Raw genomic sequence first — 20,615 nt, forward strand, 5'->3', positions numbered from 1 at the left:
AATGGCGAAAAACAAGAACAATAAAATGAAGGCGTCCCAGAATCAGTTCAATGCTGAATTTGCTCAAGAGAACGCAGGTGAACCAGTAGGTAATACAGCAGCAAACAAAGCCGCTAAGCAAAAAGCGAACAAGTAACCGGACTTCCCGGATCATAAAAGCAAATCTCAAGAGGAGCCGCGCAGGGCTCCTCTTTCTTATGGCCGCCGTTTTCGGCCAGCCGCTGCTGCGTGAATGCCGAAGGTAAGTGTCCGTTCTCGGTCTTAAGATGTAGGATCTTTTCAATCGGCAGACCCTTTATCCCCCCTCTGGCATCGAGTATACTGTGGATACAAAGACAAAAGAGTAATTGAAGGCTGGTGCTGATATGAATGGACATTTTTTAAACCGTCTGATGTGGGGATTATTCATTATCGCCATCGGGGTAGGGTTGATGCTCAAGCAGGGCGGAGTGTTCGATTTTGACCTTGGAGATATTATTTCGGTTTTCTGGCCGCTGCTGCTGATGTTTCTGGGCTTGAAGGAATTTGTTAAGCGAGCGGTTGGCGGACAGGGCTCCTTCTGGGGGGCAGCGGTACTGACGATTGTCGGTTTCGTATTTCTTGGGCGTAATATGGGCTGGTTTATATGGGAATTCGGGGATATCATTCAATTCGCGCTGCCGGTTATCATTATCTTGTTCGGCTTTCGGATGATTATGAAGCCGAAGAAGAAGGGCGGCGATACGCCGTCGCCTACCGATGAATGGAAGGCCTACCCGTATTCGCCATCGGATAAGCCGGTTCCGCCGGCGCCGCCGCTTCATCCGGATCCGACGAAGCCGGGCTCCGGCCTGAATGAGAACGATTATGGCGCGGAACAGCAGGGATCAAAAAATTCGAATCCGAACCCGAATCCGAATTCGTTCGGACCGCATCATGAGGGAGGATATACGCCTCATAACAACGCAGGCCATTACGAATCCAAGATGCAGTCGAAGCTCGACCGGATGCAAGAACGCGCGGAACGCGTCCGGGAACGGATGGAACGGAAGGCGGATAACTGGAGCCATCGCTGCGGGGAACGCCATGGACGCACCGAATGGTGGAATTCGGACTCGAATGCGCAGAACCGTTCCGGTTTTATCGGCGATATCTATGTCGGGCAAGATTATTATGAGCTGAAGCCGATGAATATCTCCCACTTTATCGGAGATACGGTGCTTGATTTAACAAAGGCGCAAATCCCGTTCGGTGAGACGCGGATCCATATCTCTTCCTTTATCGGCGATGTGAAGGTATTTATCCCGAACGACTATGAAGTCGGCGTTCACGTTGTATCCAGTGCGTTTATCGGCGATGTTTCCGTTCTGGACCGCAAGGAAGGCGGCATGTTCAAGAATATGAATGTGGAGACGGCATACTTTCACGAGACGGAAAAAAAAGTTAAGCTGGTCGTCAGCACCTTTATCGGCGATGTGCGCGTTACGAAGGTAGGGTGATTCTCGTTCATGATGGTGAAATTGCTGCGCAGCAGTAAATGGGAAATGATCATGATGTTCGTCGCATCGTCGATCATATCGGTTCTGGTTTGGGTTTTCGGAGGCCACTATGTCGATTCACAGTTCGGGAAACACGATCTGTGGATCGGCGTTGCCGCCGTTTTTTTACTTGTCAGCAGCGGCTTCGGGTATTGGGCGGCGCAGCGGACGCAGCGCCGGATCGATATGCTGTATCTGGGCATCAAGCAGGCCGCGCACGGCAATTATGCCGTCCGTCTGCCAGTGGCCGGCGCCAGATCGTTCTCTTCCGCATATCAGGAGTTTAACGACTTGGTCGCCTCGCTGGAAGAGCGTACGCAGTTGATACAACGTACGGGCGAAGAGCAAGTGATGCACGAGGCGGCTTCGAACGAGGCTGCGGTGCTTGAGGAACGCAAGCGCTTGGCGCGGGATTTGCACGACACGGTCAGCCAGCAGTTATTCGCTATTCATATGTCGGCTTCCTCGCTTCCCAAGTTATTGGAGATGGACAAACAGCGGGCTGAATCGGTTATGAACCAGCTCATAACCATGTCTTCGATGGCGCAGAAGCAAATGCGCGGATTTATTGCCCAGCTTCGTCCGCTGGAGCTGGAAGGCCGGTCGCTTCAAGAGGCGATCGACAAGTGGTTTCCGGATTACTGCCGCCAGAATGGCCTGCAGGGCTTCCAGGAATGGCGCGTGAAGGAGAAGCTGTCCGAAGCGAAGGAGCATCAATTGTTTCTGATTCTTCAAGAAGCGATGGCCAATATCGTCAAGCATTCGGGAGCGCAAACCGCGGTGCTGACGATTTCCGAGACGGAACGGCAAATTGTCATGACCCTTCAGGATGACGGGGCGGGCTTCCGCGCCGATCAGGTGAAGCGGGGATCTTACGGACTTTCTACAATGAGGGAGAGGGCGAACAAGCTCGGAGGAGACGCCTCTATCATCAGCAAGCCGGGCAGCGGGACGCGCGTTCGGGTCACATTGCCAAATTATAGCCATAAAGGAGCCGAAATGGACGATGAACGGGAATGAACAATGGAGAATAATGATTGTTGATGATCATGATATGGTGCGGGCGGGTCTTCGCACCTATCTCATGCTGGAGCCGAAGTTCGATGTTGTTGCCGAGGCAGGCGATGGTTTAGAGGCGCTGGATATTCTGAGGAAGGGCGTGCCTGGAGGCGAGCCGAATCTAATCCTGATGGATTTGATGATGCCCCATATGGATGGCGTGGAAGCGACGAAAGCCATCATGAAGGAGTTTCCCGAGCAGAAGATCGTCATGCTGACAAGCTTTCTGGAGGATGAGAAGGTCGTTGCTGCGGTGGAAGCGGGCGCCGTCAGCTATGTTCTGAAGACCGTATCCGCCGAAGAGCTGATCTACGCGCTGAACGGAGCGGTGAAGGGGATGCCGGTCATGACGTCGGACGTGTCCCAAGCGCTGACGCGCGGCCTCAGGCAGCGGACCGCGCAGGGAGCGGACGAGGGACTGACGGAGAGGGAACGGGAGGTTCTTCTGCTCATCGCGGAGGGACGCTCGAATAAAGAGATCGGCGAGGAACTCCATATCAGCATCAAGACGGTAAAAACGCATGTAAGCAATCTGCTTATGAAGTGCGAGCTGGAGGACCGAACGCAGCTTGCCGTATTCGCTCATCGCAAAGGATGGGTGAAAACGGGATAGCAACGGATCGTAATGGACATTCTAACAAGAAAATAACGATTACATGTTAGGAGAATGCATACGCTATGATCCCCCTTTCATCGAAGCTGCAAGATAACGAGCAGGAATTTGTAGAGATGAGAACGAAGCTGGCGAACTACAACTTCTCCCTTGGAGGCAATTGGGAGTATGACCACGGTTCCTTCGACCGTTCCTTGGATGAAGCGAACATGGTATGGCTTCGTCTGCCGTTCGACGTTACCAATGGCAATTTGGACGGCGAAACGACGGATAACGATGCCAAAATCCGGTTCGGCCAGCCCTTTGTCCTGAAGCATGTATATGAAGAAGGGCTTGATTCCGATGCGCAGTCCGGGGCGCTTGGGAGTTTCGTCGACCAATTTCAGTCACCTTCCGATCCCGATGCCGAGATCGAACCGCATTGGGTGGATAAAGCGAAACAAGTATTGGGAGAACTGGAGCAGGTTCTGCCGCAGTGAAATAGAATAATGGACGAATCCGACGAGGCTGTTGAAGCAAAGTCGGATTTTTTTATGTCTATTTAAATTGTTTTTAAGTTTGATTTAAGGTAGATTGTGCAAGATAGAACTATAGAAACGAGCAATGATGTACAATAGGAATGAAACATGAGGAGGAGATACACAATGGAAGACAACAAAAAGAACCCATTCGACGACTTTTTCCAATCGGGCAGCAGCGACAACAAGATGGATAAAGCGGACGAGACATATAACGAGCACCAAACGGATAAAAATTCCGAGCAGCAGAAGCCGGCCTATTATTATTCGTATGGTCCGTTCAAACCGGCGGCGGAAGCCGATTCGAAACCTATGCAATCCAAACAGGCATATGGCGGCGATTCGGCTCCGGGCAGTCAGGTTGAGGTAACGCCGCCTGCGCAGCTTCGGCCGTTCGCTCCGACACAGTCGGCTAAAGGCGGTTGGCAGGGACGTGAGCCGCGGCGCACATCGTTCAAAGCGGTCTTCGCTTCTTTCATGGTCGGAGTAGTGGCAGTCGGCTCCTTGATGTTCATGGCGGACCGGCAAAATTGGTTCTCCAGCGATCAAGCGCTTGGCGGCTCGCCATCGGTCGGACAAGGGGCGAACACGAACGCCAAGCCGGGAGACGACGGCGTCGTATCGAATGTCTCCGATGTCGTCAGACCGAATAACATCGCCAAAATTTTCGAACAGGCAAGCCCGGCGGTCGTAAAAATCCAGACGTTCTCCAAGCAGCAGCAATCGAACCGAAGCGACAGCATATTGGATGACCCGTTCTTCCGTCAGTTCTTCGGCGACGGGTACGGGGATCAAGGCGGCGGCGACAGCTCCGGACAAGGTACCGGTCAGCTCGTTCCGAGCGGAATGGGAACCGGCTTCTTCTTCGAATCCGACGGTTACATCCTGACGAATCAGCACGTCATCGCCGATGCCGACGAGATTCAGGTGACGGTCGAAGGCCACGACAAGCCGCTCACGGCGAAGAAGCTAGGCGCCAACTACGATCTTGACCTTGCGGTGCTGAAGGTGGAGGGGACGGGGTTCCCGACGCTGAAAATAGGCAGCTCCGAGAAAGCCGATATCGGCGATTGGGTCGTGGCGATCGGCAACCCGCACGGCTTCGACCATACGGTAACGGTCGGCGTACTCAGCGCCAAAGAAAGACCGATCAGCATTCCGGATGCGGAGGGAACGCGTAACTACGAGCACCTGCTGCAGACAGACGCTTCCATTAATCCCGGCAACTCCGGCGGCCCGCTGCTCAACCTGCAAGGGGAAGTGATCGGCATCAACACGGCCGTCAGCTCGCAAGCGCAGGGCATCGGATTTGCGATTCCGACCAGTACGATTATGGAGAATCTGGAAGCACTGAAAGCAAACAAAGAGATTCCGAAGAAACCGGCTCCGTTTATCGGCGCAAGACTGGGCGATATATCGGACCAGCTCCAACAGGAGCTCGGACTTTCCAGCAAAGAGGGTTTCTATATCGATAGCGTGATCTATAAATCGCCAGCCTATTTGGCCGACCTTCGCCAATACGATGTCATCACTGCAATGGACGGTACGAAGTACAAAACAAAAGAAGAATTTATTGCCGCGGTCAAGACGAAAGCCGTTGGAGATAAAATTACGCTGAGCATTATCCGTAACGGCAAATCCATGGATGTGACTGTCGAAATCGGGAACGCCAACGAGTTCGCTCAGCAGCCGCAGAATCAGCGGCAGCAGCAATAGTAATAAAGCGCACCGAACCGGCGCAGGCAGTAGGTAGTACTGCCTGCGCATTTTTGCATGGCTGGGATTCGGGTGATGAATTGCGTTATACTAGACGTTAAGAGAGATTGCTAAGGAGTGGGAGAGAACCGATGAGACCGCATATTCTGGTCGTGGACGACGATGAGAAAATTACTTCGCTGCTGCGCCGCAGCCTGGCTTTCGAGGGCTACGAGGTGGCGACTGCCAATAACGGACTTGAAGGATTAAAGGCTATGCTGACAAGCGATCCCGATCTGCTTATTCTGGATGTTATGATGCCTCAGGTGGACGGCTGGGAGGTCTGCAGCCGCGTCCGCGAAGGGGGAAGCACGGTGCCGATCCTGATGCTGACCGCAAAGGATGATATTCAGGACCGGGTCAAGGGATTGGACATCGGTGCCGACGATTATTTGGTCAAGCCCTTCGCGCTGGAGGAGCTGCTGGCCCGGGTCCGAGCGCTGCTGCGCCGGAAAACCGATAAGCTCGAGGAACAGACCAATCGGATCGTATACGAAGATTTGATACTGGATTTGGACTCGCGGGAAGCCGTCCGCAATGAAAGGCGAATCGACCTGACGGCGAAGGAATTCGATCTTCTTCACCTGTTTATGCAGAATCCGCGCAGAGTCTTAACGCGCGATTCCATTATGGACAAGATATGGGGCTATGATTACAGCGGCGAATCGAATGTGCTTGAAGTGTACATCGCCATGCTCCGGCAGAAGACGGAGGAAGGCGGGTACAAGCGGCTCATCCAGACAGTTCGCGGAACCGGTTATGTGTTGAGAGGAGAGAATTGATCCGATGTCGATCCGGCTGAAACTAACGATGTGGTATTCTTCCTTGCTGGCCGTGACGCTTCTTATCTTTGGCGTATCCATCTATTGGTTCGTCAACTATAACACTTATAGGGACGTAAAATCGCAAATCGAGGAGCAGCTTCGCCAATTGCGCATTGTGCCGACGGTTGATTTTTTCAGCGGGGGGTTGAATCTTAATTACTCGAACCGGTTCGAAGGCAACAATGTGTATATTCAGGTTGTCAATTATACGAACGGGGAGTTGGATCAGTCCGACAATCTGAAGGATACGAGGCTGCGGCTGCCTGTTCCGGATCCCGATAAGAAGATTGAAACCGGTTATGTGCAATTGGAGGTCGATCATTACCGGTTTCTGGCCTATCAGCTGCCACTGCAATTAAAGGCTAACAATGAGACCGTCGGCGTGCTGCAGGTCGCTTATTATACAAGCCCGCTTGACAATTATATGAAAAATTTAAGAACGACTCTGATCTTCTCCTCCCTCGCGGTCATCGTAATCGCATTTACAGTCGGGCTTATTATTGCGCGGCAGGCGCTGCGGCCGGTCAAGAACGTCATTCAAGCCGTTACGCAGATCAAGAACGGATCGAATCTTAGCGTGCGGATCGAGCGCGAAGGCCCCAATGATGAAATGGGACATCTGACGGATACGCTGAACAGCATGCTAGAGCGCATTGAAACGACGTACAATGAGCTGGATGAGGCCTATATGGCGCAGCGTCGGTTCGTATCCGACGCGTCGCATGAGCTGCGGACGCCGCTGACGACTATACGCGGCAATATCGAGCTGCTGGAGCGAATGTGGCTGCCCGCGCTGGAAGCGGCGCAAGCCAAACGGGCAGACGGAGGATCAGGTGACATGGGATCGCTGTTAACGGAATCCAATGTTGTGCTGACGCGGGAAGCCATGATGGATGTGGCCGCCGAAGCGAAGCGGATGTCGGGGCTCGTCAATGATCTGCTGTCGCTGGCCCGCGCAGATGCGGGATACGTCATGGAGAAGCAGGAGGAGCTGCTCCTTCCGCTGGTCGAGGACGTTGCGCGCAGAGCGCAGCTGCTGCCTCGGACGGCTGAATGGGTGATAGGCGATCTGTCCCCGTTAGAGGGCGTTACCGTACACGGCCATGCAGACTTCCTGCGCCAGCTGCTGTTCATCTTCGTAGAGAATGCATTCAAATACACGCCGTCGGGGTATGTCAAGCTGCATGCGGTCAAATCCGGCAACCAAGCGGGCATTGTCATTCAAGATACGGGAATCGGCATGAACAGCGATGAAATTCCGCACATCTTCGAGCGGTTCTACCGTGCGGACGTATCCCGCGGCAAGACAAGCGGAACGGGACTCGGGCTTTCGATTGCCAAATGGATTATCGATGAGCATTCCGGCTCGATCGAGGTTTCGACACGGGAAGGCGAAGGATCGACATTTACCGTATGGCTGCCTCTTGCTTTTCTCGACAAGTCGAATCAGGTATAATAGAACGAAGCTCGGCTTTGGGAAGGTAGGTGCACGTATGGAAATTGTCAAAATATCACCGCGCGGTTATTGCTATGGGGTTGTAGATGCTATGGTTATGGCACTGCAAACGGTCAAAAATTCAGAATTGCCGCGCCCAATTTATATATTGGGCATGATTGTTCACAACAGTCACGTTACAGAGGCGCTCAAGCAGGAAGGCGTTATTACGCTGGACGGCGAGAACCGCCTGGAGATTTTAAGCAAAATCGATCAAGGCACCGTCATATTCACGGCTCACGGCGTCTCGCCCGAGGTTCGCCGGATCGCCCGCGAGAAAGGGCTGTCGATCGTCGATGCGACCTGTCCGGACGTGACGAAGACGCATGATCTCATACGCGATAAGGTTGCAGATGGATATGAAATCATTTATATCGGCAAAAATGGGCATCCTGAGCCTGAGGGCGCAATCGGCATTGCGCCAGGTCATGTGCATCTGATCGAACGTGAAGAAGAGATTGATCGGCTTGCGCTGACGACGGATCGTATGATCATTACGAACCAGACGACGATGTCGCAATGGGACATCCGCCACCTGATCAACAAGCTGTCCGAGAAGTTCCCGACAGCGGAAATTCATAATGAGATCTGCATGGCTACGCAGGTCCGGCAGGAAGCCGTTGCCGGTCAAGCCGGAGAAGCGGAGCTCTGTATCGTCGTGGGCGATCCGCGAAGCAATAACTCCAACCGGCTTGCCCAGGTTTCGGAGGAAATTGCCGGCGTGAAGGCGTACCGGGTCGCTGACGTAAGTGAAATCCAGATCGAATGGCTGAAAGGCAAGAAGCGCGTTGCCGTTACTTCAGGCGCATCGACGCCGACGCCGATTACCAAGGAAGTCATCTCTTATCTTGAACAGTTTGACGATGCGTCCCCCGACACATGGGTGGCTAAAAGAACGATCAACATGAACAAGCTGCTGCCAACCGTCCGTACGAACACGTCGATCTAAAGGGAATGAGGCGCATATCGGATGAGTGTGAGACGCAAACCGCGCTCAATTAAACGCTGGATCAAATATAAATACAGTCAGCTGATGCGGGCTCCCGGCGGAGCATCCTTTGTAGCGCTCGGATTTGCGATCGGCATAGCCGTCGAAATGGTTACGCTGCCCACATACGGTCTTGCATTCTTCCTTATCTTTCCCCTAATCTATTGGATGAACGCAAGTCTGGCCGGAGCGCTGCTAGGGTTTGTCGTCGGCAAAATCATATATATTCCCGTGGCGTTCGTGAACAGTATGGTGGGAGGCTGGGTGCTTCCTAACCAGCTAAGAATTCATATTCCGTTTGCGCCGGGGTGGATCGACCATATCCTGCTCGTCAATTTGAAGCTCATTGTAGGCGGGATTATCGATGGCATTCTGCTCGGCGTACTGTTCTATTTCGTGATCAGATGGGCGATTCAGCTCGTTGCGGACAAACGCAGAGAGAAGCGCAAGGAGCGGCGAAGCTTATTCGAAGCCGCTGTTCCGCCGAACACGAAGCACGCGACAGAGTAGACAGAAGTCATCGCATAAAGAAAAAAGGGAAAAACCGGTCTCTTGACGAGATCGGTTTTTTCTTGTATATTTGCTTTAGTGGTTAAAAGCACAAAAGCTTAGAAGCATAAAAGCGTATACGCGTTGAAGCGAGAAAAGGGGTATTGGATATGATCGTCATAACAAACAGCAGCATTACGGAAGAGCGAATTGGTGAAATTACCGCGTATATCGAGAAATCTGGCGTTCAAGCCCATGTATCGCGAGGAACGGACCGGACGGTTATCGGCATCGTCGGCAAGGCAGAGCCGACGCTCGCCGAGCATCTTCGCCAAATGAAGGGCGTCGAGAATGTCATTAAAATATCGAAATCTTATAAACTGGCCAGCCGGGACTTCCATCCCGACGATACGGTTATTGATATTAAAGGCGTCAAAATCGGCGGCGACAATCTTGTTATCATGGGCGGACCTTGTGCCGTGGAAACGCCGGAGCAGATCGATGAGATCGCTCGTTTGGTGAAGGCGGCCGGCGGCCAGGTGCTCCGCGGCGGCGCGTTCAAGCCGCGCACAGGCCCATACAGCTTCCAGGGCGTTGGCGTTGAAGGTTTGGCCATGATGGCGGAGGCGGGACGCAGGCACGGCCTGCTCACGATTACAGAAGTAATGACGCCGGAATACGTCGATGTTTGCGCCGAGTACGCGGATATTTTACAGGTCGGGACACGCAACATGCAGAACTTCGACCTGCTTCGCAAGCTGGGCACGATTCAAACGCCGGTACTTCTGAAGCGCGGATTCAGCGCTACCTATGACGAGTTCTTGAACGCGGCGGAATACATGCTGGCCGGCGGGAATCCGAACGTGATGCTGTGCGAGCGCGGTATCCGGACGTTCGAGCAATACACGCGCAACACGCTTGACCTTGCAGCCATTCCTGTACTGCAGCAGCTGAGCCATCTGCCCGTTATCTCGGACCCAAGCCATGGCACGGGCCGGCGCGAGCTGGTTGAGCCGATGTCCAAAGCTTCTGTCGCCGCCGGTGCGAACGGCCTGATCATTGAGATGCATACCGATCCCGACAACTCGATGACAGGCGATGGCGTACAGTCGCTGTTCCCGGATCAGTTCGCCGGCCTCCTGAAGGAACTGGAGCAAATTGCGAATATCGTCGGGAAACGATTCGACACGGAGAAAGCGCCAGCCGAAGCTTTTGCAAGCTGGAAGATATAATCGATTTCTCGAACATTAACATGTAGAGCCAAAAAGTCGCGAAACCTGATCGCAATCGGGGTTCGCGACTTTTTTCTGTGCGTCATGTCAGGTATTTTTATTGAATTATCAAACAATGTGTGAAGATACCTTACATATGAGTAAAAAATACCTGACATAACTATTGACGACGATGGAGCCGAAATTTATAATTACCTCATAAGTTGATGCAGAATATTGAACGTTCGTCGTTCATAACTACGCAAATGTTCGGAAATGGAGGAAACACCCTATGTCAGTTCAAAACGTTTTGAACACAATCTCAGAAAACAATATTCAGTTTGTCGATTTCCGCTTTGTAGACCTCGCAGGTCGCGCGCATCATATTACGCTTCCGGCGACAGAGGTTGACGAGGATACATTCGTTAATGGCGTTGCGTTCGACGGCTCCTCGATCGCAGGCTTCCGCGGTATTGAAGAATCCGATATGGTCATGATGCCGGATACGGAGTCGGTATTTGTCGATCCGTTCATGGATCACCCGACCTTGAACATTATGTGCAACATATACACGCCGGACGGCGAGCGTTATGAACGGGATCCGCGCAGCATCGCCCAGAAGGCGGAGGAATTCCTGCAGCAATCCGGCGTCGGTACGACAGCATTCTTCGCGCCTGAATCCGAATTTTTCATCTTCGACGATGTTCGTTACGAGAGCTCGATGAACACCTCCTTCTTCTCCGTCGATTCGGAAGAAGCGGCTTGGAACACGGGACGCAAGGAAGAAGGCGGAAACCTCGGATTCAAAATCGGTGTTAAGGGCGGCTATGTTCCCGTTGCGCCAGTCGATTCCCAGCAAGATATCCGCAGCGAAATGGTTCGCGTGATGCAGGAGACGGGCTTGCGCGTCGAGCGTCACCACCATGAAGTTGCAACGGCCGGCCAAGCGGAAATCAACTTCCGTTTCGATACGCTGACCAAGACGGCCGATAACCTGATGAAATATAAGTACATCGTTCATAACGTTGCGCGCCAGTATGGCAAAAGCGCTACATTCATGCCGAAGCCGATCTTCGGCGATAACGGAAGCGGAATGCATGTACATCAATCGATCTTCGACGGCGATTCGCCATTGTTCTACGAGAAAGGCGCTTATGCCAACCTGAGCCCGATGGCAATGCACTACATCGGCGGTATTTTGCACCATGCTCCGGCTTTGATCGCGTTGTCGAATCCTTCGACGAACTCGTTCAAGCGTCTGGTTCCGGGCTACGAAGCGCCGGTTAACCTCGTCTTCTCCAAAGGCAACCGTTCCGCTGCGATCCGTATTCCGGTTGCCGCAGTAACGCCTAAGGGATGCCGCATCGAGTTCCGTACGCCGGATTCCACCGCTAACCCGTATCTTTCGTTCGCGGCGATGCTGCTTGCCGGCCTTGACGGCATTAAGCGCAAGATCGATCCGGTCGCGCTTGGCTATGGACCTTTCGATAAGAACATCTACGAGCTGTCCGACGAGGACAAGAAAGAGATCCGTTCGGTTCCAGGCACGCTGGACGAAGCGCTCGACGCTCTGGAAGCCGACAGCGAGTTCTTGACCGAAAGCGGCGTCTTCACGCAAGACTTCATCGATAACTACGTTGCCGTGAAACGGCAAGAAGCCAAAGCGGTTACGATTCGGGTTCATCCGCACGAGTACAGCCTGTATTTCGACTGCTAATCAGCACTTATCGATTTAAGATTCCTCAAGCTCTCCCGATGGGAGAGCTTGTTTTTATGGCTTCATACCCGCAAAATCCGAATGATTATACGTCCTGATGTTCTTCACGTTCGACTTTTTGTACTTGATGCCTGCCCTTAAAATTGCTATCATAACGTTAGGCATACAGATGATTGGAGTGGGTTACCGTGACGAAACGCGCATACAATTTTAACGCTGGACCGGCTGCGCTGCCTCTTGAAGTGCTGCAGCAGGCACAGGAACAGTTAGTCGACTACGAGGGTGCTGGCATGTCCATCATGGAGATGTCGCATCGCGGCGAAATCTACGAGAAGGTTCATAACGAGGCGATATCGCTCCTTCGTGAATTGTACGAAATTCCAGCGAATTATAAGGTCTTGCTTCTGCAAGGCGGAGCAAGCACGCAGTTTGCGATGATTCCGATGAACCTGTTGAAGTCCGGCCAAGTCGGCTCTTATGTGATGACAGGCAGCTGGGCCGACAAGGCCATCAAAGAAGCGAAGCTGATCGGGGAAACGGCAGTTGCAGCAACTTCCGAGGCTGACAAATTCAACCGGATTCCGAACATTAGCGATATTCAAATTCCAGCCAATTCCGCCTATTTGCATGTGACCTCGAATGAAACGATCGAAGGTACGCAATACAAGCAGTTTCCGGTAACGAATGAGGTACCTCTCATTGCGGATATGTCCAGCGACATTATGAGCAAGCCGATCGATGTCAGCAAGTTCGGGATGATTTATGCGGGCGCGCAGAAAAACTTGGGTCCTTCCGGCGTTACGATTGTTATTGCCAGAGAAGACCTGGTATCGGAAAGTCCGAAATCGATTCCGACGATGCTGCGCTACGATACGCATGTGAAGAACAACTCTTTATATAACACGCCGCCATCCTTCTCGGTCTATTTGGCCAACCTGATGTTGAAATGGGTGCAAGCCAAAGGCGGAGCAGCGGCCATCGAGCAATATAACCGCGACAAGACGAAGCTGATCTACGACACTATCGATCAAAGCGGCGGATTCTATCGCGGGTTTGCCGACACAGACAGCCGTTCGGTGATGAATATTACATTCCGCATTCAAACCGAGGAGCTGGAGAAGCAGTTCGTCAAGGAGTCGGAACAGCATGGATTCGTCGGCTTGAAGGGCCACCGCAGTGTCGGCGGCTTGAGAGCTTCAACCTACAATGCAGTTCCTCTCGAAAGCTGCAAAGCGCTTGCTGAATTCATGAGCGATTTCCAGAAACGCAACGGTTAATTCATTCAGGAAGAAGACCGCCCCATCCTCAAGCATCTACTTGAGAATGGGGCGGTCTTCTGTCGTGCGCTTAAAGGCAGCCCGGCGGGCTTAGAGCGAAGCGACGGAGCTGTCTACCGTACTGGGTCCCGACAGCTTATAGCCTACGTTGCGGACGGTCATGATATATTCGGGAGAGCGGGCCGATTTCTCGATCTTATCGCGAAGATGGCTAATATGAACGTCAACGATGCGCGTATCGCCAAGGAAATGATAATCCCACACGCCGTGAAGCAGCTGCTGCCGGCTGAGTACTTTTCCGCGGTGGCGGCAGAGGAACAGCAGGAGCTCGAATTCTTTGGGCGTCAGCTCCACAGGCTTATTATCGACATGGACTTCGCGCTGCTCCGAGAAGACGGTCAGCCGGCCAATTTCATGAACGGTATTTTCTGATGTGCCCGGCAGCGATTTGACCCGGCGCAATATCGCTTGAATACGGGAGAGCAGCTCCTGGGGCGAGAACGGCTTGGTCATGTAGTCATCCGCACCGTTGTCCAGACCTGCGATCACGTCCGTCACGTCCTGAAGGGCGGTAAGCATGACGATCGGAACGGCATTGTTCTGTTTACGAAGCTCGCGGCATACTTGAATGCCATCCATCTTGGGCAGCATGAGATCGAGAATGATGAGGTCGGGGCGAAACGGCTTTAACATGTCGAATACGGCTTCGCCGTCATGCACGCAGCGGACGTCATACCCGGCTAATTTCAAATTAAATTCGATAAGCATGGAGATTGAAGGCTCGTCATCGACGACCAGTATTTTTTTCTTCATCGTCTCATTCTCCTTTACAGGCAATATAAGCTCATTATGAAGACCGACGTTATTCGTTAGATTAAGGAAACGTTAACGTGATGTTAAATTTATGAACGAATTCGATTTCATGTATAATAAGCAGAAGGCGGGGAGGAATAAGCAAATGGCATTTCATATTGTGCTTGTCGAGCCGGAAATACCGGCGAATACAGGCAATATCGCACGCACGTGCGCGGCGACGGGGACGCATCTTCATCTGGTCCGGCCGCTTGGATTCAATACCGACGACAAGACGCTGAAGCGGGCGGGTCTCGATTACTGGTACGCGGTTAACCTCACTTATTACGATTCCTTCGAGGAAGTGAAGGAGAAGAATCCGCAAGGGCGTTTCTTCTTCGCAAGCACCCGGGCTTCCAAACGATACACGGATTTTACGTTTGCCGATGGCGATTTCTTCGTATTTGGCAAAGAGACCAAAGGATTGCCGGAGACTATACTGAACGAGCATCCTGCGACATGCATGCGGCTGCCGATGACGGACAAGGTTCGTTCGCTTAATTTGTCGAATTCAGCCGCAATTGTCGTGTACGAAGCGTTCAGGCAAACCGGTTTTCCCGGGATGGAATAAATCCTGTTCAAATTGAACGAGCTCCCTGCCCGGGGAGCTTGTTTCATCGTACGGGGTAACGGATATTAGATAAGTTAACGAGGTTTTTACTTCTTAAGGAATGACCGGAGGTATAGATAGAGATCACTCGCGTGTTGCAGAATATTAAGAAAATCGCAGCATGGGGAGGAAAACGTAGGGTCCTATCGAATTTTTATAGTTGCATAGGTTTCTTGCATGACTTACAAATCGAGACTGCAGAAGAGGTGAAAACGTTTGAAACCAGCTGGCGTCGTGCGCAAAGTCGATCAACTGGGCCGTATTGTGCTGCCCAAATCGCTGCGCAAAAGATATCAAATGAACGAAGGAGACCCCGTGGAGATTCTTGTCCAGGGTGACCATATCATTTTGGAACGTTACCGCCCAAGATGCGTGTTTTGTGGATCAATGGATGAAGTTCGCGAATTTAAGGAGCGTCACTTATGCTCTGTATGTGTGTCTGAAATGGTAGGTTTACGCCGGGCTTAACAAGTCCGTGCCTGCGTAAGCGCCGAACACATAGCGTGGCAAGCCAAAATAAAAGAAGCTTCCTGTTGCTGCCGATCGACGACAACAGGAAGCTTCTTTTATTACGTCCAATTAAATGCCGTTTGTCTTGTCGTCATTGTAAGACGATGTCAAGATCGCCGTCAGGAACAAGACGAAGACGGTTAATACGATCAGAAAATTAAGCGTCATCCTGCACACCTCCAGTAAACCTGATTTTATTATAACCAACCGCAGGCAAAAAGAAAATGCAATCAAATGTGAACAAGTTGTTACAATAAGCCGTGCATGAATCATGCTTTGGAACGGATATCCTAAGATAGATATGCTTTGTGATTACGGTAATCGCTTCTCCAGTAGCCCGTAGGCTTCGTCGTGCGTAAGATATGGCAAGAACGAAGCGAGGAGGCGAGCGTGAGCGTGGATTATCGATTTTCGAGCAAAGTGAATCGGCTGCAATCATCCGCTGAACGGGACATCATGAAATGGACGGGGGGAAAGGAAATCATATCGCTTGCAGGCGGCCTTCCGGCGGAGGAACTGCTCCCGCTGGAGGCGGTAAGGGAAGCGGCCGGCCGGGTGTTTAAGAACGGCAGCGGCGTGCTTCAGTACGGCCTTACCGAAGGATATTTGCCGCTTCGCGAGCAGCTGGGCCAGCGGATGGCATCCAAGGGAATGCCTGTCAGCCCGGATGAAATGCTGCTTACAACGGGCTCTCAGCAAGCCATCGACTTGGCTGTGCGCGCGCTCGCGGAGCCGGGCAGCGCTGTATTGGTCGAGAATCCGGCCAATATAGCTGGGCTTCAAGTTTTTCATCTGAACGGCCTGCATGTCATCCCGGTGGAATGCGACACCGACGGTATGATTATAGAGGAAGCCGAGCGGCTTATACGCCAGCACAAGCCGGCTCTTGTGTACGTCGTTCCTACCTTCGGGAGCCCGACCGGGCGGGCATGGACGACACAGCGGCGCCGAGGCTTAGTGGAGTGCTGCCGGCGTCACGGGATCCCCATCGTGGAGGACGATCCTTATGGAGAGATAAAGTTCGACGCCAATGCGCATTATCCGACGCTTTTCTCCATCGAGGGGAAGGCCGGCGGCGGCGTTGTTTTGTATACGAGCACCTTAACCCATACCGTGGCGCCGGCTGTCCGATTGGGCTGGGTAATGGGCGACAGGGATGTCATCCGAATGATGGCAAAGGCGAAGCAGGCGGCGGATCTGCAATCGAGCGCGCTTGATCAGCAAATCGTGGACCAGCTGCTTCGTCATTTTCCGCTGGATCGGCATGCCCGCAAGCTCGGGAAATCGTACGGTCAGCGGATGCAGCACATGCAGTCCCTCCTGCGTCAGCTCGGGATGAGAGATGCTTCGTGGGCGGAGCCGCAGGGCGGGCTGTTCTTGTGGCTGAAGCTTCCTGAAGGTCTTGACGGCGAAGCGCTGCTGCGCTGTGCCGTTATGAAGGGCGTCACGTTCGTCCCGGGCTCGACGTTCTTCGTGCGGGAGCCGATACGGAATACAGCCAGACTGAATTACACGTATACATCCGGTGAACGAATGGCCGCCGGCATCGCCCGGCTTGGTGAGGCCATCTCCGAATTCGTGGCACGCAGCTGAGAATGGCATCTGCCATTGGGGTTGCGTGAAGCACCTCGTGCCGTGGCTGCCTTGCCTGCGCGTTGAAGGGCCGATGACCAACGTGTCATGGTGACGCCACAATGCATTCTGGGGCAGCGTGCGGTGCGCGATAAGCGTGTATGAAACGGAAAAGACCGCTGCAGCATGCAGCGGTCTATTTCTAATGTGCGAAATTGTACTATGTAGGACTTAGGCTTGCTTCAGCATATATTGGCCGTCGATCACTTCAAGAGGCTGGCAATCGAGCGCGGCGCCGGGCATGTTTGTCGATTCCCCGGTTTGGATGTCGAACATCCAATAGTGCAGCGGACAGATGAACTCGTCCCCATGCTGGCTTACGATGCCTCCGGCATGCGGACAAATCGCGCAGATGAGCTTGTAGGATTCCTCTCCGTCTGCCGATTCTTCCTTGACGATATAATAGGGATCGTAGTCGATCGTCACGGGGGCAGGGAAGGAGGTGAAATCTTCTACTTTGCCGATAGCGCGGTAACCTTGACGTTGTTCTTCACTCATAATGAAGGTCTCCTTTCGTGCTGGATTGTTTGGTGAGCAGCCAATTGTCGAGAACATCCGCATAGTTGGCGACGGCATTGCTGCCTTCGTCCCGCAACCGGTAAATTCCGCGATCGACTCTCTCGAACCACCCGTAATAGTTTTTTTGTAAAATGGAAGCGGCTCGTACGACATCGGATAATTCCGCAGCTTTCCGCGGCGCCATATCGCCATAGACACGAAGAGCCCACGCAATGCGAAGCGCCTTCTCCATATAAGCGGTTACCAGCTTGGCCTTCGTGCTCCCGCCGACATTGTAATCGCCGCTGCGCTCGCGAAATTCGGTCAGCAGCCGGGATACCCGGACCCGGCGTTTGCCGCGGACCGGCATGTCGCCGGGCTCGCACAGCATCTCGACGACCGGTGCCTTCGTCTTGAAGAAGGTGACGGTCATCAGCCCGAGCCCAAGCATGCGGCACAGCTCGGCCAAGTCGCCGAACCGCTGGTTGTGCGCGCCGCTCTTCTTGCGGTTGCGCTCCACGGCGAGGACCACCTGCTCGGTCAGCCTGAGCCGCTCGATGCCCTGCAGCAGCAATGCCAGATTGAACGTCTTCTTCAACTCGACGATGATCGTTTCCCCGCTTACCGGATGAAGCGCAACCAAATCGCAATGCATCACTTCGCTCTTCACATCATAGCCCTGCGCTTCGAAATAGGCTTTGACCGGTTGATATAACTCCGTCTCATGCCTGACTGCCATGCCGAACGCTCCTTTCCCCGAGCATTATACCACATCCGCTTCGTTTGGGGACCCATGAAACAGGTGAATTGAATCAAATCATCGGCAGTAATCGAGTTGTTCCGCAAAGGGCTGATCCGCTTCCTTTTCTGGTCATCCGCCTATTTTCGGCCTTCTCCACACCAGCCCTCCTGGTGAGGCAGCAGCACTTTGCGAGAAATCTCGGATTTTGATGGATTGACGAATAAAATTTAGGGCAACTTCCCTGCCGTTATCGCATAGGATTGTATTACTTCAACAAAAAGCTTATCAAACCAAGTTGTCGGATAGATAAACGACCCACGGTGAAGTCAAGCGGCCAGGAACATCGGGAGGGACGAGAGGAGGTACGGCATGGACATTTTGAAACGAATTTCAGCGTACAAAGCAGAGAGTGAGAAGCTCGCGTGGACAGGGACGTTCAAAGAGTATATTGAACGGCTGAGGAAAGATCCGGCTCCTGCTATGACAGCACATGCTCGTGTCTATGAAATGATTGAGTCGTACGGCGTAACGGATGAGTCCGGCCAGAAGAAGTACAAATTTTTTGAGCAGGAAATATTCGGTCTCGACCGGGCGGTTGAGCGTTTAGTGGAGGAATATTTTCACTCGGCAGCGCGGCGGCTGGATGTCCGTAAACGGATTCTGCTGCTGATGGGGCCGGTCAGCGGAGGCAAATCGACGATTGTCACCATGCTGAAAAGGGGATTGGAGCAGTTCTCCCGAACCGAGCGGGGTGCTGTATACGCGATTAAAGGATGTCCGATGCACGAGGAACCGCTGCATCTGATACCCAACGAGCTGCGGGCGGAAGCGGAGAAGGAGCTTGGCGTACGGATTGAAGGGAATCTGTGCCCGTCCTGCCAGATGAGGCTGCGTACCGAGTATGCCAATGATATTGAGAACGTGCTCGTCGAACGGGTGCTCATCTCGGAAGAAAGCCGCGTCGGCATCGGCACGTTCAGCCCGTCCGATCCGAAATCGCAGGATATTGCCGATTTGACGGGGAGCATTGATTTCTCGACCATAACCGAATACGGCTCGGAGTCTGATCCTCGCGCTTACCGGTTTGATGGCGAATTGAACAAGGCGAATCGCGGTCTGATGGAATTCCAGGAGATGCTCAAGTGCGACGAGAAATTTCTCTGGAACCTGCTCTCGTTAACCCAGGAAGGAAATTTCAAAGCCGGCCGATTCGCGTTAATTTCCGCCGACGAGCTCATCGTCGCACATACGAATGAGACGGAGTATAAGGCGTTCATCAGCAACAAGAAGAATGAAGCGCTGCAGTCGCGGATGATCGTGATGCCGATTCCATACAATTTGAAAGTGTCTGAAGAGGAGAAAATTTACGCCAAGCTGATCAGCCAGAGCGACATGAAGCATATCCATATTTCTCCGCATGCGTTGAGAGCGGCGGCCATCTTCTCGATTCTGACCCGTTTGAAGGAAACGAAGAAGCAGGGGATGGATCTGCTCAAGAAGATGCATATGTATGACGGCGAGGAAGTCGAAGGGTACAAGGAAGCCGATTTGAAGGAAATGCAGAACGAATACATCGAGGAAGGCATGTCCGGGATCGACCCCAGGTATGTCATTAACCGGATTTCAAGTGCGCTCATTAAGCAGGATTTGCAATGCATTAATGCGTTAGACGTGCTTCGTGCGCTCAAGGAAGGAATGGATCAGCATCCGTCCATTACGAAGGAAGAGCGTGAAAAGTACTTAAACTTCATCTCGTTTGCCCGTAAGGAATACGATAATTTGGCTAAGAAGGAAGTGCAGAAGGCCTTCGTCTATTCCTTCGAGGAGTCGGCGAGGACGCTGTTCGAGAACTACCTCGATAATATCGAATCCTACTGCAACTGGTCCAAAATCAAAGATCCGCTTACGGGAGAAGAGATGGATCCGGATGAGCGGCTCATGCGTTCGATCGAGGAGCAAATCGGCATATCCGAGAATGCCAAGAAGGCGTTCCGCGAAGAAATCCTCATTCGAATTTCATCCTACTCACGTAAAGGGAAGAAGTTCGATTACTCCAGCCATGACCGGCTGCGCGAAGCGATCGAGAAGAAGCTGTTTACCGATTTGAAGGATATCGTCAAAATTACGACGTCCACGAAGACGCCGGATGAGAAGCAGCTCAAACGGATCAACGAGGTGACGTCCCGCCTGATCGACGATCATGGCTATTGCCCGGTTTGTGCCAACGAGCTGATGCGTTATGTCGGAAGTCTGTTGAACCGGTAAGAGGAAGCGGATGCGGGGAAGGATATTGGGATAATGGCGCATG

General features: G+C 52.7%; 20 protein-coding genes. 17 read left to right on the forward strand and 3 right to left on the reverse strand.

Annotated elements, in window-relative coordinates; genetic code table 11:
- The first annotated feature begins 1 nt into the window (after position 1).
- The 13 genes from L1F29_RS08265 (at position 2) to serC (ending at position 13,463) form a co-directional block, all read left to right on the forward strand.
- Positions 2–136: a hypothetical protein gene (locus tag L1F29_RS08265; RefSeq protein ID WP_258387852.1), complete on the forward strand. Its 135-nt coding sequence runs from the start codon at positions 2–4 to the stop codon at positions 134–136.
- 229 nt (positions 137–365) lie between these two features.
- Entirely contained in the window at positions 366–1,478 is a 1,113-nt protein-coding gene (gene liaF / locus L1F29_RS08270) for a cell wall-active antibiotics response protein LiaF (protein WP_258387853.1), read from the forward strand.
- A gap of 9 nt (positions 1,479–1,487) precedes the next feature.
- Positions 1,488–2,537, forward strand: coding sequence for a sensor histidine kinase (locus L1F29_RS08275; protein WP_258387854.1), 1,050 nt, complete (start codon positions 1,488–1,490; stop codon positions 2,535–2,537).
- The gene (locus tag L1F29_RS08280) at positions 2,524–3,189 is read left to right on the forward strand and encodes a response regulator (protein ID WP_258387855.1); all 666 of its coding nucleotides are present in this window, start codon (positions 2,524–2,526) and stop codon (positions 3,187–3,189) included. Before L1F29_RS08275 ends, L1F29_RS08280 begins: the two co-directional genes overlap by 14 nt.
- 65 nt (positions 3,190–3,254) lie before the next feature.
- Positions 3,255–3,668, forward strand: coding sequence for a YugN family protein (locus tag L1F29_RS08285; protein ID WP_258387856.1), 414 nt, complete (start codon positions 3,255–3,257; stop codon positions 3,666–3,668).
- A 165-nt stretch (positions 3,669–3,833) separates the two neighbouring features.
- Positions 3,834–5,423: a S1C family serine protease gene (locus L1F29_RS08290; RefSeq protein WP_258387857.1), complete on the forward strand. Its 1,590-nt coding sequence runs from the start codon at positions 3,834–3,836 to the stop codon at positions 5,421–5,423.
- 131 nt (positions 5,424–5,554) lie between these two features.
- Positions 5,555–6,244: a response regulator transcription factor gene (locus L1F29_RS08295; RefSeq protein WP_258387858.1), complete on the forward strand. Its 690-nt coding sequence runs from the start codon at positions 5,555–5,557 to the stop codon at positions 6,242–6,244.
- 4 nt (positions 6,245–6,248) lie between these two features.
- Positions 6,249–7,742, forward strand: a complete 1,494-nt coding sequence (locus L1F29_RS08300; RefSeq protein ID WP_258387859.1) for a sensor histidine kinase — start codon at positions 6,249–6,251, stop codon at positions 7,740–7,742.
- A 37-nt stretch (positions 7,743–7,779) separates the two neighbouring features.
- Entirely contained in the window at positions 7,780–8,730 is a 951-nt protein-coding gene (locus tag L1F29_RS08305) for a 4-hydroxy-3-methylbut-2-enyl diphosphate reductase (protein ID WP_258387860.1), read from the forward strand.
- A 21-nt stretch (positions 8,731–8,751) separates the two neighbouring features.
- Complete coding sequence (locus L1F29_RS08310; protein ID WP_258387861.1) at positions 8,752–9,279, forward strand: DUF2062 domain-containing protein; 528 nt, start codon at positions 8,752–8,754, stop codon at positions 9,277–9,279.
- Positions 9,280–9,428: 149 nt separating this feature from the next.
- Positions 9,429–10,490, forward strand: coding sequence for a 3-deoxy-7-phosphoheptulonate synthase (aroF, locus tag L1F29_RS08315; RefSeq protein ID WP_258387862.1), 1,062 nt, complete (start codon positions 9,429–9,431; stop codon positions 10,488–10,490).
- A 271-nt stretch (positions 10,491–10,761) separates the two neighbouring features.
- Complete coding sequence (glnA, locus tag L1F29_RS08320) at positions 10,762–12,186, forward strand: type I glutamate--ammonia ligase (protein ID WP_258387863.1); 1,425 nt, start codon at positions 10,762–10,764, stop codon at positions 12,184–12,186.
- 188 nt (positions 12,187–12,374) lie between these two features.
- Positions 12,375–13,463 carry a 3-phosphoserine/phosphohydroxythreonine transaminase gene (serC, locus tag L1F29_RS08325; RefSeq protein WP_258387864.1) on the forward strand — a complete coding sequence of 363 codons (1,089 nt, stop codon included), beginning with the start codon at positions 12,375–12,377 and terminating at the stop codon, positions 13,461–13,463.
- A gap of 90 nt (positions 13,464–13,553) precedes the next feature.
- Here serC and L1F29_RS08330 read toward each other — a convergent pair whose 3' ends face one another.
- Positions 13,554–14,276 (reverse strand): response regulator transcription factor, encoded by a 723-nt coding sequence (locus tag L1F29_RS08330; protein WP_258387865.1) that lies wholly within the window; start codon positions 14,274–14,276, stop codon positions 13,554–13,556.
- A 145-nt stretch (positions 14,277–14,421) separates the two neighbouring features.
- Between L1F29_RS08330 and trmL the strand changes: the two genes are divergently transcribed.
- From trmL to L1F29_RS08345, 3 genes are all read left to right on the forward strand, one after another.
- A complete protein-coding gene (trmL, locus tag L1F29_RS08335; protein ID WP_258387866.1) occupies positions 14,422–14,886 on the forward strand; it encodes a tRNA (uridine(34)/cytosine(34)/5-carboxymethylaminomethyluridine(34)-2'-O)-methyltransferase TrmL in 465 nt (154 codons plus the stop codon).
- A 255-nt stretch (positions 14,887–15,141) separates the two neighbouring features.
- Positions 15,142–15,393, forward strand: coding sequence for an AbrB/MazE/SpoVT family DNA-binding domain-containing protein (locus L1F29_RS08340; protein WP_258387867.1), 252 nt, complete (start codon positions 15,142–15,144; stop codon positions 15,391–15,393).
- 438 nt (positions 15,394–15,831) lie between these two features.
- Entirely contained in the window at positions 15,832–17,028 is a 1,197-nt protein-coding gene (locus tag L1F29_RS08345; protein WP_258387868.1) for an aminotransferase-like domain-containing protein, read from the forward strand.
- A gap of 210 nt (positions 17,029–17,238) precedes the next feature.
- Here the strand turns inward: L1F29_RS08345 and L1F29_RS08350 are convergent, their stop codons facing one another.
- Together L1F29_RS08350 and L1F29_RS08355 are read right to left on the reverse strand one after the other, a co-directional pair.
- On the reverse strand, positions 17,239–17,565 hold the full coding sequence (locus L1F29_RS08350) for a Rieske (2Fe-2S) protein (protein WP_258387869.1): 327 nt from the start codon (positions 17,563–17,565) through the stop codon (positions 17,239–17,241).
- A complete protein-coding gene (locus L1F29_RS08355) occupies positions 17,558–18,304 on the reverse strand; it encodes a DUF2161 domain-containing phosphodiesterase (RefSeq protein ID WP_258387870.1) in 747 nt (248 codons plus the stop codon). The genes L1F29_RS08350 and L1F29_RS08355 overlap by 8 nt, the downstream gene beginning before the upstream one ends.
- A 372-nt stretch (positions 18,305–18,676) precedes the next feature.
- On the opposite strand from L1F29_RS08355, the gene prkA reads away from it, so the two are divergent.
- A complete protein-coding gene (gene prkA / locus L1F29_RS08360; protein ID WP_258387871.1) occupies positions 18,677–20,572 on the forward strand; it encodes a PrkA family serine protein kinase in 1,896 nt (631 codons plus the stop codon).
- The last annotated feature ends 43 nt before the right edge of the window (positions 20,573–20,615 follow it).

This window comes from Paenibacillus spongiae, from assembly GCF_024734895.1.
GTDB lineage: Bacteria > Bacillota > Bacilli > Paenibacillales > Paenibacillaceae > Paenibacillus_Z > Paenibacillus_Z spongiae.